Genomic DNA, 13,203 nt, shown 5'->3' on the forward strand with positions numbered 1-13,203 from the left:
GACCCCGTGACCGATCCCCGCCACTCCGATACCCCTCCGGGTGAGGATCACCCGGGATTCGACAACTACCGACCTGCGCCGCGTCAGGCCAGCAGGCGCACTCCGCTGCCTCCACTGCATCCCCCGGCGCCTCCTCCCGGTAAGGGGTCGGGCCCGAAACCGCCGCCGATGCCGCGCAAGCTGACGGTCACCCGCGTCGCCGCGATGCGTAGTCGCGAGCTGACGGGCAAGGGCATCGGCGCGTTCCAGCGAGCCGCCAAGGCCGACGGCGCCGACAAGTCCGGTCTGACGGCTCTGACGTACGCGACGATGGCGAACTTCGCGTCCGACGCGGCACTGGCCGTCGCGCTCGCGAACACGTTGTTCTTCTCGGCCGCGACGGGCGAGGACAAGACGAAGGTCGCGCTGTATCTGCTCATCACGATCGCGCCGTTCGCCGTCATCGCCCCGCTCATCGGCCCGATGCTCGACCGACTTCAACACGGCCGACGCATCGCGCTGGCCACGTCGTTCGTGCTGCGCGCGACGCTGGCGGTGGTCCTGGTGTTCAACTTCGACAGTTGGGTGCTGTACCCGGCGGCGCTCGGCATGCTCGTACTCAGCAAATCGTTCGCGGTGCTCAAGAGTGCCGTGACCCCGAGGGTGCTACCACCGGAGATCGACCTCGTCCGCGTCAACTCGCGGCTCACCGTGTTCGGTCTGATCGGCGGCACGATCGTCGCAGGCGGTGTCGCGGCCGTGGTCGCGTGGCTCGCCGGGTCGTCGGGCGCGCTGTGGTTCGTCGCCGCCATCACGATCTTCGGCGCGTACCTGAGCATGCGGATCCCGTCGTGGGTCGAGGTCACCGAGGGCGAGGTCCCCGCGACACTCAGCTACCACGGCGACGACGCCGTCACCGAGGTCATCCGACGCGAGAAGCAGACGGCCGCTGCCCCGAGGAACCGTCGTCAGCCCCTGGGCAAAGCCGTCATCGTCGGATTGTGGGGCAACGGCACGATTCGAATCCTGACCGGGTTCCTCACGCTGTACGTCGCGTTCGTCGCCAAATCGCAGACCGAACACGAACCGATCAAGCAGGCCGCGATGCTCGGACTCGTCGGCGCGGGCGCAGCGATCGGAAACTTCGCCGGCAACGCCGCGGGCGCGCGCATCAAGCTCGGCAGGCCCGCGATCGTCGTCCTGCGCTGCGCCGCCGCCGTGACGGCGTTCGCGATCATCGCAGCCATCACCGACAGTCTGCTGACCGCTGCGCTGGCGGCTCTCGTCGCCTCCTGCGCCAGCGCCCTCGCGAAGGTCTCCCTCGACGCGTCGCTGCAATCCGATCTGCCGCCCGAATCCATCGCATCCGGATTCGGGCGTTCGGAGACCGTTCTGCAGCTCTGCTGGGTTCTCGGCGGAACGTTGGGCGTGCTGCTGCCGACCGAATACTGGCTGGGTTTCACCGTCGTCTCGGTATTACTTACGATCGGACTCGCGCAGACCTTCCTCACCTACCGAGGAAAGTCGCTGCTGCCCGGGCTCGGCGGAAACCGTCCCGAGCACGCCGAGCAGACCTTTCCCGACGCCGCCACCCGACAGAACGTGAGCTAAGTGAACCTCGCACCGAAAACCAAGAAGATCCTGGCAATCGGGGCGGCCGTTGCCGTCGTCGTGCTCGTCGCCTTCGTCGGGGTGTTGGCGCTCCTCGTCCGGGACGCACCCTCCGGGCGACCGAGCATCACAGCTTTCGCCGACGGCCGGACCATCGACGTCCAGCCCTACCTGTACTGCCCCGTAGACCAGCCTTTGTGCGGCAGTGACGGCGAGAGCGTCACTCTGCCGGTACGCGAGGGACGTCCGCTCCAGCTGTCGCTACCGAGCGAGATCGCGTCGGCGCCGTGGATTCTCGCCGCCGTGTACTCCGACGAGTCGGGAAGCGACGCCGTCGAAACCGACACCCTGTACCTCCCCGACTCGACCTCGGCGGTGACGGTCCCGCCGGTCGACGACCAGGGTCGTGCGCTGCTGGGCGTCGAGGTCCGACTGCCGTCCGGCGTCATCGACACCGACACCCAGCAGGAAGAGATCGTCAGTCACGCGATCTGGTCGATCGCCACGGCCTGAGCGGAGATCGTTTCTTGCTCAGCTGTCCAATTCCCGGGCCACCGCGCGCACGACCTCGGAGATCTTCTGCGCGGTCTTGCGGTCCGGGTACTTACCCTTGCGCAGCTCCGGCTGAATGGTTGCCTCGAGCAACGTGATCATGTCCTCGACCATGCCGTGCAACTGGTCCGGAGTGTGTTTGCGCTCCACTGGCTCACGCCGGTTCGCGCTGTTCTGCCGCACCGACGGGGCAGGTTCGAGCACCTTCAGACTGAGCGCCTGAGGACCGCGTCGACCGGCAGCCATGCCGAACTCGACCTTCTGGCCTGCCTTGAGGCCCTCGACGCCGGGAGGAAGCGCAGACGAACGAACGTAGACGTCCTCTCCCTCTTCCTGCGAGAGAAAGCCGAAACCCTTGTCGACGTCGTACCACTTCACCTTGCCGGTCGGCACTGCGCTCACCCGTCCATTCGCTCGAAGTACTTCCACACAACAGTCGCGCCCCACATACGAACGTAGGACGCGAATACTGCAGTCTACAGCGGAGGGCATCTGCGAGGCATCTGCGTTTTCGTTCGCAGCCCAGCCGCTAAGTTGGTGACGTGCCCGATTCGCGCCCCCACCGCAACACACTGCTCCGCGTCGCACTGACGATCTTCGCCGTCGGCCTGCTGGCGATCGTGGCCATCTTTCTCGTTCCCGCGATCACGAACGAGGAACCGCCACTGTGGCTTTATCTGACTGCAATGCTCGCGTCGCCCCTCGGCTTCGTTCTGGCGCTAGTGTTTGCGCTGATGTCCGGTAGACGTGCGAGGTAGAGGGGCCGACAAGTGCGAGTGATCCTGAACGTCATCTGGCTGATCTTCGGCGGACTCTGGCTGGCACTCGGCTATTTCGCTGCGGGCATCGTCTGCTGCATTCTCATCATCACCATCCCGTTCGGCATCGCGTCGTTCCGCGTGGGCGTCTACGCGCTGTGGCCGTTCGGCAAGACCGTCGTCGAGAAACCGACCGCCGGAGTCGCGTCGTTGATCGGCAACGTGATCTGGGTGATCGTCGCCGGCATCTGGCTCTCGATCGGTCACATCGTCACGGCGGTCGCGATGGCGATCACGATCATCGGCATCCCGCTCGCGATCGCGAACTTGAAGATGATCCCGATCTCCCTGATGCCACTCGGCAAGGACATCGTCGACGCCTGATCACTTCAGCCCCTCCCGCCCCATTCCGGCTAGATGTGACTTCTGTCACATAACAGCGGCATAACGGAAGGGCAACGAGCGGGCGACGCCGACGCATCACCGCCGCTAGCTGGGAGTTCGCCGGCCCCGCATTCCGTTACCCGAACGACTGTGGCCGCGTCCCCCGAAATCGACAGTTACCAAATGGTGACACTCCGGCGGAACTTCAGTACGGTCATCAGCGGCTGAGAAACTTCGGCCGAATCCGTACCCGCAGCGCCCAACCTCGTCCCGCGGGAACGGAACCCTCGACGAACTACCCAGGGGACGAGGACGGGGGACCCACACGTCCTCTCGGATAACCGGAAAGCGTTGCCGGGCAACGATTTCCTTGGGGTGAAGCCCGACAGATCCTCCGGAACGGTCGGGCCGGGCTACCTCTCAGCCCGAACCCGACAGCTGACCTCGCAGGCGCCAGTGGAGAGGATTTCAATTCGTATGAGCGGACGTCATCGCAAGCCGACCACCACCGGCCGCACGGTTGCCAAGGTCGCCGTCACCGGCGCCATCATGGGCACCGCGGGTATCGCCTTCTCGGGCACCGCGAACGCGGCCCCCGACTCGGACTGGGATCGCCTCGCACAGTGCGAAGCAGGCGGTAACTGGGCCATCAACACCGGCAACGGTTTCCAGGGCGGCCTGCAGTTCTCTCCGAGCACCTGGACGTCGCACGGCGGCGGACAGTATGCAGCGTCGGCCAACCAGGCCACCCGTGAAGAGCAGATCGCCGTCGCCGAGAAGGTCCTCGCATCGCAGGGTTGGGGCGCATGGCCCTCCTGCTCGTCGAGCCTCGGACTGAGCAGCGCGCCCACCGAGCGCAGCGTTCCTGCCTCGCCGCAGTCCGCTCCCGAAGCCCCGAAGCTTCCGGACCTCACCAGCATCCCGACGGTCGACGGCACCGCCGAGGTCATCGACGGCATCACGACCGCCGTGCAGACCATCACCAACGATCCGCAGATCACGTCCTTCATCCAGGACGCGACCAAGGGCATCCAGCTCGACCCGCAGATCGTCGAGTTCTACCAGGCCAACAAGGCATTCCTGCCTCAGTAAGCGCCGCACGTACGCGAAAGGCCCCCGAGATTCTCGGGGGCCTTTCGCGTATCTGTTCTTCTAACGGTTGACGACGGTCACCGGGTGCGCGTACGGCAGCTGCTCCACCGGCAACGGGAACTCCGTCTCCTCGCCGAACGGGGACAGGCCTCCCGATCGGGAGGACGAGAGCTCGGTCACCGCGTGATCGCCACGAGCGGTTTCGGGCCAGCCTGGATCGACATAGGGCTTCTTCGACTTGTTCACCATGCGCCCATTTTGACACCTGCGACGCGCCGTACACCAGCCCAGGTCTCTAATCTGTAAAGCAATGACCGATACAGCAGTGGCTTCGGACCTCGCGGCGTGGCTGAGATCCCGTACCGACACCGAGCTCGTCACCACCCTGACGCTGCGGCCGGACCTGACCGTGCCGCCGCCGTCGACCATCGGGGTGCTCGCCGGGCGTGCCGAACAGCGAGCCTCGATCCTGCGCGCCGCGGACACGCTGGACACTCTCACGCTGACGATTCTCGAGATGCTCGCCATCGAGGGCGCTCACGAAATGCCGGTCACGCGGGCCCAGCTCGACGCGATCATCGCCAAACGAGCCACGGGCAAGGCCGTCGACCGCGCACTCACGTCGTTGCGCGAACGTGCACTCGTCTGGGGCACGACGTCGCTGCGCATGGTTCCTGCCGCTCGTGACGCCGTGCCCTGGCGTGTCGGTCGCATTCTCGACGCCACCGAGCAGCTCACCGCCGAGCAGATCACCGCAGCGCTCGCCGAACTGGACGACAGCGAACGTAGCCTGCTCGAGACGCTGGCAAGGTCGTCGCCCACCGGCAGGACGAGGGACGCAGCACCCGACACTCCCCCCGATCGGCCGGTGCAGAAACTCCTGCGCGCGGGTCTGCTGATCTGGCTCGACGAGCAGACCGTCGAACTGCCGCACCAGGTCGGACAGACGTTGCGCGGCGAACCCGTCTCCGATCCGACGTCGCTGACACCTCCGAAGCCCGCGACCAGCAAATTGACCGCGGCCGACGTCAACGCCGCTGCAGCAGGCGAGGCACTCGAACTGATTCGGCACTGCGGGGCCGTCGTGCAGGCGTTGTCCGACACCCCGGCTCCGGCACTGAAGGCCGGTGGCCTCGGTGTCCGCGAGATCAAACGCATCGCTAAAGTCACCGGGCTCGACGACACCCGCGTCGGACTGCTCGTCGAATTGCTCGCGGCCGCGTCGCTCATCTCGAGCGGCACCCCGGACCCGCTGCCACCGAACGATTCCGGTGAGGACTACTGGGCACCGACGTCGGCCGTCGACGCATGGACGAACGGCACCACCGCCGCCAAGTGGCACACGCTCGCGTCGGCGTGGCTCGATCTGCAGCGCGCGCCGTGGCTGATCGGGATGCGTGATCCGAGCGACAAGCCTGTCGCCGCACTGTCCGACGAAGTGCGGTCCCCCGCCGCGCCGCGTGACCGGCGGACCATCCTCGAGTACCTGGCCGACCTGGGAACGGGTGTGGCAGCGGGTGAGATCGACATCTCGCGCGGCCTGGCGTGGCGTCGTCCCCGGTCGGCGGCCCGGTTCTCACCGCGGCCGGTCTCCCGCATGCTCGCCGAGGCGACGGCACTGAGCATCGTCGCGCGCGGGGCACTGTCGACACCCGGCAAGGCGCTGCTGCACGGCGGCGACGCGGAAGCGGAGATGCGCGACGCGCTCCCCACCCCGATCGACTACGTGCTGGTGCAGGCCGACCTCACCCTCGTCGCGCCCGGACCGCTCGAACCGGAGTTGTCGGACCGCATCGACCTCGTCGCCGACGTCGAATCCGCAGGTGCCGCGACGATGTACCGCATCACCGACGACAGCCTGCGCCGCGCACTCGACGTCGGAATGTCCGCATCCGAACTGCACTCGCTCTTCGAGGTGCACTCGCGCACGCCGGTGCCGCAGGGCCTGACCTATCTGATCGACGACGTCGCCCGCAGGCACGGGCGGTTGCGCGCGGGTGTGGCGTCGTCGTTCGTGCGGTGCGAGGACCCGGCGCTGCTGGCCGAGGTGCTGAAGTCGCCGGCATCCGAGCAGTTGGCGCTGCGCGGACTTGCCCCGACGGTGGCGATCTCGCAGGCGCCGCTGGCCGAGGTCCTGGCCGTGCTGTCCGCGGCCGGGTTCGCGCCTGCCGGTGAGGACGCGAGCGGTGCCATCGTCGACCTGCGTACCCACGGCGCCCGCGTGTCCGCGCGTCGGCACCGTCCGACGTACCGGAACCAGGCGGTCCCGACCGAGGAACAACTCGGACGGCTCGTCACCGAGCTGCGCGCCGGGGAGCGGGCAGCATCGGCGGGCGGCAAGACCGTTCGCTCCGACGGCACCCGCGCGACCGGGTCGGCGACGATGGCCCTGCTGCAAACGGCCGTCAAGGTGCGTCGCAGCGTGTCCATCGGGTACGTCGACGCCCAAGGTGTCGCGTCGCAACGCGTCGTGGACCCGGTGAGCGTCGGCGGCGGGCAGCTCGACGCGTTCGACCCGGCAACCGGGGTTGTCCGGCGATTCACTCTGCACCGCATCACGTCGGTGGCGCTCGTGGAGTAGGCGGCTGCGCCGCACGTGCGCGCGAATGTACAGCCGGCTATACATTCGCGCTCACGTGCGCGGAAGCCGCCTCGTGTGGACAATGGAAGAATTGCGCACTTTCCGTAGGAGGAATCGGTGACCGACGGACCCCTCATCGTCCAGTCCGACAAGACGCTGTTGCTCGAGATCGACCACCCGCAGGCAGGCGAAGCCCGCGGCGCCATCGCGCCGTTCGCGGAGCTCGAACGCGCGCCCGAGCACGTCCACACGTATCGCATCACGCCCCTCGCGCTGTGGAACGCGCGCGCGGCCGGTCACGACGCCGAACAGGTCGTCGACGCACTGGTCAACTACTCGCGCTACGCGGTCCCGCAGCCGCTGCTCGTCGACATCGTCGACACGATGGCCCGCTACGGCCGTCTGCAGCTGGTCAAGAACCCGGCCCACGGGCTGTCGCTCGTCAGCCTCGACCGTGCCGTGCTGACCGAGGTCATGCGTCACAAGAAGATCGCGCCCATGCTCGGCGCCAAAGTCGACGACGACACCGTCATCGTCCACCCGAGCGAGCGCGGTCACCTCAAGCAGATGCTGCTGAAGATCGGCTGGCCCGCCGAGGACCTCGCCGGTTACGTCGACGGCGAAGCGCACCCGATCGATCTCGACCAGGAAGGCGGCCACTGGTCGCTGCGCGACTACCAGGAGATGGCGGCCGACTCGTTCTGGGCGGGCGGCAGTGGCGTCGTCGTGCTCCCCTGCGGCGCGGGCAAGACGATGGTCGGAGCTGCCGCGATGGCCAAGGCGAAGGCGACGACGCTCATCCTCGTCACCAATACCGTCGCCGGCAGGCAGTGGAAGCGCGAGCTGATCGCGCGCACGTCGCTGACCGAGGACGAGATCGGCGAATACTCGGGCGAGCGCAAGGAGATCCGCCCGGTCACGATCGCGACGTACCAGGTGATCACGCGTCGAACCAAGGGTGAATACAAGCACCTGGAGTTGTTCGACTCCCGCGACTGGGGCCTGGTCATCTACGACGAGGTCCATCTGCTGCCCGCGCCGGTCTTCCGTATGACGGCCGACCTGCAGTCGCGTCGACGCCTCGGACTCACCGCGACGCTCGTGCGTGAGGACGGCCGCGAGGGCGACGTCTTCTCGCTCATCGGCCCCAAGCGGTACGACGCGCCGTGGAAGGACATCGAGGCGCAGGGCTGGATCGCGCCCGCGGAGTGCATCGAGGTCCGGGTCACGCTGACGGACGCCGAGCGTATGGCCTACGCCGTCGCCGAGCCGGAAGAGCGCTACAAGCTGTGCTCGACGGCCCACACCAAGATCGCCGTCGTGAAGTCGATTCTCGCCAAGCACGAGGACGCACCCACGTTGGTGATCGGCGCTTATCTCGACCAGCTCGAGGAGCTCGGTGAGGCGCTGAACGCGCCGGTGATCCAGGGGTCGACGAGAAACAAGGAACGAGAGCAGCTGTTCGACGCGTTCCGCCGCGGCGAGATCCAGACGTTGGTGGTCAGCAAGGTGGCCAACTTCTCGATCGATCTACCGGAAGCGTCTGTGGCAGTGCAGGTTTCGGGCACGTTCGGATCGCGGCAAGAAGAGGCGCAGCGCCTCGGACGACTGCTGCGGCCGAAACACGACGGCGGACAGGCGCACTTCTACTCCGTCGTCTCCCGGGACACGCTCGACGCGGAGTACGCCGCACACCGCCAGCGTTTCCTGGCCGAGCAGGGGTACGCCTACCGCATCACGGACGCCGACGACATGCTCGGTCCCGCGATCTGACAGACGTGCTAATAATGGGCGTGTGCGCCAATTCCAGTTTCCTGTCGACGTAGCCCACGCCAAGTCGGTGAACGAGACGATGGCCGACGTACGCAGGCTTCGCGTGTCGGCCATCGTGACCGCGGTGGTGCTGATCGGCGCCGGGATCTGGTTCTTCTGGATGGCACACCCGTGGTCGTACATCCTCGGCGCGGTGTTCTTGATCACTGCGGCGACGTCGCTGTGGGTCACGGTCTGGGCCCCGCGCAAGGTCGGCACCGTCGAAGACCTCTACGCGAAGGGCGGCCTCGTGCCGGCGGTCATCGCGGAGAAGCGGGCGCGCGGTGTGACGTTGCTGGCGCTCGTCGACATCGCGAAACCCGACGCGGACACGCGTCACTTCGCACTGGTCACCCGCAGCATTCGAACACTTCCCGGCCACGAATTGGTGGAAGGCGAACTGGTTCCGTCGATTTCGGTGCTCGCCGACCGCAACAAGAACACGATCGGCGACACCTGGCAGATGGTGTCTCCCATGCCGATCGCATGGGGAACCACCGACAAGACGATCATCGCGCGCGCGACGGCCGAGATCTCCGACGAAGAATGGGCCTTGCTCGTCGCGAACATCGGTCTGTCGGCGAAGGTGCGTGAGGCCGACAACCAGCAGTTGCTCGTCGACCCGCACGACCTTCCCGACGACCTCTGATCAGCTCAGTGCTGGAATGACCTCGCGCTCGAAGAGTTCGATGCCGGAGCGGTCGTAGGCCGCTTCGGGGAAGTAGAAGATGCCGTAGCCGAGGCCCTTCTCCTTCAACGCGGTGAGGTTCTCGACGATCTGCTCGGGCGTTCCTACGCCGGGCAATCCGCGGAACGCGCCGAGGGCAGCGTCCGCCTTCTCCGCACCCACGTGCTTGGCAAGACGCTCCTCGAGCTGCTTCAGCCGATCCTGCACCTCGGCCTCGCTGGAACCGATCGCGACGTTGTAGTTGGCCGAGCGAACGATGGCGTCGAAGTCGCGGCCGAGCGTGCGGCAGTGGCCTTCGAGCAGCTCGGACTTGCGCGTGAATCCTTCGAGAGTGCCGTCGAAGTTGGTGTAGTTCGCGTACTTCGCCGCGATCTTCAGCGTCACCTTCTCACCGCCGCCTGCAATCCACAGCGGAATTCCGCCGTCCTGCAACGGCTTCGGCCATACACGCGCGCCGTCGACCTGGTAGTACGTACCGTCGAGCGTCGCCGAGCCCGTCTCCCAAGCCTGCTTGAAGATCTGCACACCCTCGTCGAGCGCCCCGAGGCGATCACCCGCCTTCGGAAAGCCGTACCCGTACGCACGCCACTCGTGCTCGTACCACCCTGCGCCGATTCCCATCTCGACGCGTCCACCGGACACGAGATCCACGGTAGCGGCGACTTTCGCAAGGTAAGCAGGGTTGCGGTAGGCCATGGCGGTGCACATCTGACCGAGCCGGATACGCGACGTCGACGCCGCGAACGCGGACATCAGTGTCCACGCCTCGTGCGTCGCCTCCTCGGTGGGCTCGGGGACCGTGTGGAAGTGGTCGTAGACCCACAGCGACTCCCACGGGCCGGAGTCGGCAGCCGTCGCCAGGGTGCGCATCACCTCCCACTGGTTCGAAGGATCGATGTCGACGAGATCGAGTCGCCAGCCTTGAGGAATGAACAGTCCGAATCGCATGCTTCGAATCGTACCGAGCAGCTCGGTAATAGACTGCTCGTCCATGAGCACCAGCTCGCTCGTCGAACGCTTTCAGACGCATCGAAACCACCTGTTGGCGGTCGGCTACCGCGTGACCGGAAGCGTTGTCGACGCCGAGGACGCGGTGCAGGAGAGCTGGATCAGGTTGTCCTCGGCCGAATCGGACTCCATCGACGATCTTCGTGCCTGGCTCACCACCGTCGTCGGCCGTATCTGTCTCGATCGACTGAAGTCGGCCGCATCTCGACGCGAAAGCTATGTCGGACAATGGCTTCCCGAACCGATCGTGTCTACTGCAAGCGCACCAGGCGACGACCCGCTCGACGTCGTCGTCAGAACGGAGGACACGCGGCTCGCGGCCCTCGTCGTGCTCGACACGCTCTCGCCCGCGCAGCGGGTCGCGTTCGTTCTGCACGACGGCTTCTCCGTCCCGTTCGACGCCATCGCGTCGGTTCTGGACGTGACACCGGCCGCTGCCCGGCAGTTGGCGTCGCGCGCCCGCAAGCAGGTCGACCACGCGCCGGTCCCCGTCCCCGACGCCGAGCACGACATCGCTGTCACCCGATTCATGACGGCCTTGGCGACGGGCGACCTCGATCGCGTCGTCGCTGCGCTGCATCCGGACTGTCGCACGATCGGCGACAGCGGTGGCACGACGCGGACCGCGGTGCAGATCGTGCACGGCCCCGACAAGTGCGCGCGCTTCTTCCTCGGCTTGATCGCGAAGTACGGCCCCGACACACTGCTGTCGATGGTTCCGGCGTCGGTCAACGGTCAGCTCGGGTACTACTCGCACGGCGTGTCCGGCGAGCGCGGATTCCCGGCCAGAGCAGGCGGATTCACGGTCCGGGACGGTCTGGTGTGGGCGTCGTACGACTTCGCGAATCCGGCCAAGCTCAAAGGTGTGACTCGGTCGCTTCCTTCCACGGAACCCGACACGCGTCCCCCGAGCCGAAACCCTGCTCGGTGATGCCGAGCGAGCTGTTGATCCGCGCCCTCATGTTCTCGAGGCCGATCTGATAGGTCAGTTCGACGACTCCTGCCCGGCCGAAGCGTCGTTCCAGATCGGCCACCATCTCGTCCGTGACGTCGATCGGCGTCGACGTCATCGCGTCGGCATAGGCGATCGCAGCGCGCTCGTCGTCGGTGTACTTCGACGACGTCTCGTACTCGCCGATCTCGCGTAGACGGTCGACGTCGAGACCGTCGAGACGCTGGATCATGACGCCGAAGTCGACGCACCACGAACATCCGAGCGTCCACGCGGTGCGATAGACGGCCAGCTCGCGCACGCTCACCGGAAGCGTATTCGACGCCTTGTCGGCGGCCAGTTCGCTGACCGCAGATGCGAAGAACAGTTTCGGATGGTGCGCGAACACCGCGAACGGCTCGGGAACCTCGCCGAACATTCGTGCCGCAGCCTTGTACGTCAGCCGCACCGGCAGCGACGCGTCCTGTGGGATGACGGGTGGAATTCTGGTCATGACTTCTCCTGTGGGTGGTTGCTGCATACATAGCCTCGGACGAGTCGGGCGACGAAAATGTGACGCCGGAGGGGCCGGGAGTGGAGCCTGCAGGAATGACACGGATAAGCTGCTGTGATGAGCGCGGAGCATTCGAGCCGGACCGTCGAACGCCTACGCCCGTTCGGATCCACGATTTTCGCCGAGATGACGGCGCTGGCTCTCGAGAAGAACGCCGTCAATCTCGGCCAGGGTTTTCCCGATACCGACGGGCCCGCGTCGATGCTGGCGACGGCGGAACGGGCGATCGCCGACGGCTTGAATCAGTACTCGCCCGGTCCTGGGCTGCCGGTTCTGCGTGAGGCCATCGCTGCGGACCGGAAGCGGCGCTTGGACGTCGACTACGACCCGGCGAGCGAGGTGCTCGTGACGGTCGGCGCGACGGAGGGCATCGCCGCGACCGTTCTGGGTCTGGTGGAGCCGGGCGAGGAGGTGGTGCTGATCGAGCCGTACTACGACTCGTACGCTGCAGCCGTGGCTCTCGCCGGGGCTCGCCGGACGACCGTGCCGCTCGTTGCCGACGGGAGCGGCTTCGCACTGGATCTGGATGCGCTCGAGCGTGCGATCGGACCGAACACGAAACTGCTGATCGTCAACACTCCGCACAACCCGACCGGGACCGTGCTGAGCCACGAGGAACTGACGCGGATTGCCGAAATCGCTTGTGAGCACGATCTTCTCGTGCTGACCGACGAGGTGTACGAACGGTTGACGTTCGACGGACACAGCCACCTGCCCCTTGCGTCGCTGCCCGGAATGTTCGAGCGCACCGTCACCGTGTCGAGTGCGGCGAAGACTTTCAACGCCACGGGGTGGAAGACGGGTTGGGCACTCGGCCCGCGGGTGCTGATCGACGCGGTGCGCGCCGCCAAGCAGTTCTTGACCTTCGTCGGCGGCACACCGTTCCAACCTGCGGTGGCGCACGCACTGAACCACGAATCCGCGTGGGTGGAGAACCTGCGCGTCGACCTACAGTCGAAGCGTGACGTGTTGTCGTCGGCGTTGACCAAAGCCGGCTTCGACGTGAAGTCCAGTAGCGGAACGTATTTCGTCTGCGCCGACGTCGCCGGAATCGGAGAGACCGACGCCATCGCGTTCTGCCGCACGCTCCCCGATCGGATCGGCGTCGCCGCCGTACCCGTGTCGGCGTTCGTCGATCATCCGGAACCGTGGAAGACGTTGGTGCGCTTCGCCTTCTGCAAGAAGGACGAGGTTCTCGCCGAGGCAGCCGACAGACTGCTGAACCTGTGACCC

Annotated in this window: 14 protein-coding genes and 1 riboswitch; of the genes, 10 read left to right on the forward strand and 4 right to left on the reverse strand. The window is 66.4% G+C overall.

From position 1 onward, the window contains the following. Positions 1-6 precede the first annotated feature (6 nt). Together A3K89_RS10210 and A3K89_RS10215 are read left to right on the forward strand one after the other, a co-directional pair. Positions 7-1,590: an MFS transporter gene (locus A3K89_RS10210; RefSeq protein ID WP_174551399.1), complete on the forward strand. Its 1,584-nt coding sequence runs from the start codon at positions 7-9 to the stop codon at positions 1,588-1,590. Then, positions 1,591-2,103 (forward strand): DUF2771 domain-containing protein, encoded by a 513-nt coding sequence (locus A3K89_RS10215; protein ID WP_068424758.1) that lies wholly within the window; start codon positions 1,591-1,593, stop codon positions 2,101-2,103. An 18-nt stretch (positions 2,104-2,121) separates the two neighbouring features. Here A3K89_RS10215 and A3K89_RS10220 read toward each other — a convergent pair whose 3' ends face one another. After that, positions 2,122-2,535 (reverse strand): cold-shock protein, encoded by a 414-nt coding sequence (locus tag A3K89_RS10220; protein ID WP_068424760.1) that lies wholly within the window; start codon positions 2,533-2,535, stop codon positions 2,122-2,124. Positions 2,536-2,684: 149 nt separating this feature from the next. Between A3K89_RS10220 and A3K89_RS10225 the strand changes: the two genes are divergently transcribed. The 3 genes from A3K89_RS10225 to A3K89_RS10235 all read left to right on the forward strand — a co-directional run bounded on the left by A3K89_RS10225 (position 2,685) and on the right by A3K89_RS10235 (position 4,376). Then, positions 2,685-2,900, forward strand: a complete 216-nt coding sequence (locus A3K89_RS10225; protein WP_068424763.1) for a hypothetical protein — start codon at positions 2,685-2,687, stop codon at positions 2,898-2,900. A gap of 12 nt (positions 2,901-2,912) precedes the next feature. After that, positions 2,913-3,284 (forward strand): YccF domain-containing protein, encoded by a 372-nt coding sequence (locus tag A3K89_RS10230; protein WP_068424766.1) that lies wholly within the window; start codon positions 2,913-2,915, stop codon positions 3,282-3,284. 278 nt (positions 3,285-3,562) lie between these two features. After that, positions 3,563-3,753, forward strand: a riboswitch (cyclic di-AMP (ydaO/yuaA leader). Between the two features lie 8 nt (positions 3,754-3,761). Next, positions 3,762-4,376, forward strand: coding sequence for a transglycosylase family protein (locus A3K89_RS10235; protein ID WP_068424769.1), 615 nt, complete (start codon positions 3,762-3,764; stop codon positions 4,374-4,376). Between the two features lie 60 nt (positions 4,377-4,436). On the opposite strand, the gene A3K89_RS10240 is transcribed toward A3K89_RS10235, so the two are convergent. Next, on the reverse strand, positions 4,437-4,625 hold the full coding sequence (locus tag A3K89_RS10240; protein ID WP_068424772.1) for a hypothetical protein: 189 nt from the start codon (positions 4,623-4,625) through the stop codon (positions 4,437-4,439). A 61-nt stretch (positions 4,626-4,686) separates the two neighbouring features. On the opposite strand from A3K89_RS10240, the gene A3K89_RS10245 reads away from it, so the two are divergent. The 3 genes from A3K89_RS10245 to A3K89_RS10255 all read left to right on the forward strand — a co-directional run bounded on the left by A3K89_RS10245 (position 4,687) and on the right by A3K89_RS10255 (position 9,418). Continuing rightward, positions 4,687-6,957: a helicase-associated domain-containing protein gene (locus A3K89_RS10245; RefSeq protein ID WP_068424774.1), complete on the forward strand. Its 2,271-nt coding sequence runs from the start codon at positions 4,687-4,689 to the stop codon at positions 6,955-6,957. A gap of 117 nt (positions 6,958-7,074) precedes the next feature. Beyond that, positions 7,075-8,730 (forward strand): DNA repair helicase XPB, encoded by a 1,656-nt coding sequence (locus A3K89_RS10250; RefSeq protein WP_068424777.1) that lies wholly within the window; start codon positions 7,075-7,077, stop codon positions 8,728-8,730. Positions 8,731-8,752: 22 nt separating this feature from the next. Further along, positions 8,753-9,418 carry a DUF3239 domain-containing protein gene (locus A3K89_RS10255; protein WP_174551400.1) on the forward strand — a complete coding sequence of 222 codons (666 nt, stop codon included), beginning with the start codon at positions 8,753-8,755 and terminating at the stop codon, positions 9,416-9,418. On the opposite strand, the gene A3K89_RS10260 is transcribed toward A3K89_RS10255, so the two are convergent. After that, the gene (locus tag A3K89_RS10260) at positions 9,419-10,405 is read right to left on the reverse strand and encodes an LLM class F420-dependent oxidoreductase (protein ID WP_068426075.1); all 987 of its coding nucleotides are present in this window, start codon (positions 10,403-10,405) and stop codon (positions 9,419-9,421) included. Positions 10,406-10,448: 43 nt separating this feature from the next. Here A3K89_RS10260 and A3K89_RS10265 point away from each other — a divergent pair, with 43 nt between their 5' ends. After that, positions 10,449-11,396 carry a sigma-70 family RNA polymerase sigma factor gene (locus A3K89_RS10265; protein WP_068424780.1) on the forward strand — a complete coding sequence of 316 codons (948 nt, stop codon included), beginning with the start codon at positions 10,449-10,451 and terminating at the stop codon, positions 11,394-11,396. On the opposite strand, the gene A3K89_RS10270 is transcribed toward A3K89_RS10265, so the two are convergent. Beyond that, positions 11,323-11,910, reverse strand: a complete 588-nt coding sequence (locus A3K89_RS10270) for a carboxymuconolactone decarboxylase family protein (protein ID WP_068424783.1) — start codon at positions 11,908-11,910, stop codon at positions 11,323-11,325. The genes A3K89_RS10265 and A3K89_RS10270 overlap by 74 nt on opposite strands. 117 nt (positions 11,911-12,027) lie before the next feature. On the opposite strand from A3K89_RS10270, the gene A3K89_RS10275 reads away from it, so the two are divergent. Continuing rightward, a complete protein-coding gene (locus tag A3K89_RS10275; RefSeq protein WP_068424786.1) occupies positions 12,028-13,200 on the forward strand; it encodes a pyridoxal phosphate-dependent aminotransferase in 1,173 nt (390 codons plus the stop codon). The last annotated feature ends 3 nt before the right edge of the window (positions 13,201-13,203 follow it).

It is taken from the genome of Rhodococcoides kyotonense (assembly GCF_001645385.1).
Classification (GTDB): Bacteria; Actinomycetota; Actinomycetes; order Mycobacteriales; family Mycobacteriaceae; genus Rhodococcoides; species Rhodococcoides kyotonensis_B.

Coding starts and splice junctions, on each gene's coding strand:
- A3K89_RS10265 (WP_068424780.1), top strand. CDS start 10,449: ATGAGCACCAGCTCGCTCGTCGAACGCTTTCAGACGCATCGAAACCAC.
- A3K89_RS10275 (WP_068424786.1), top strand. CDS start 12,028: ATGAGCGCGGAGCATTCGAGCCGGACCGTCGAACGCCTACGCCCGTTC.
- A3K89_RS10235 (WP_068424769.1), top strand. CDS start 3,762: ATGAGCGGACGTCATCGCAAGCCGACCACCACCGGCCGCACGGTTGCC.
- A3K89_RS10270 (WP_068424783.1), bottom strand. CDS start 11,910: ATGACCAGAATTCCACCCGTCATCCCACAGGACGCGTCGCTGCCGGTG.
- A3K89_RS10260 (WP_068426075.1), bottom strand. CDS start 10,405: ATGCGATTCGGACTGTTCATTCCTCAAGGCTGGCGACTCGATCTCGTC.
- A3K89_RS10240 (WP_068424772.1), bottom strand. CDS start 4,625: ATGGTGAACAAGTCGAAGAAGCCCTATGTCGATCCAGGCTGGCCCGAA.
- A3K89_RS10245 (WP_068424774.1), top strand. CDS start 4,687: ATGACCGATACAGCAGTGGCTTCGGACCTCGCGGCGTGGCTGAGATCC.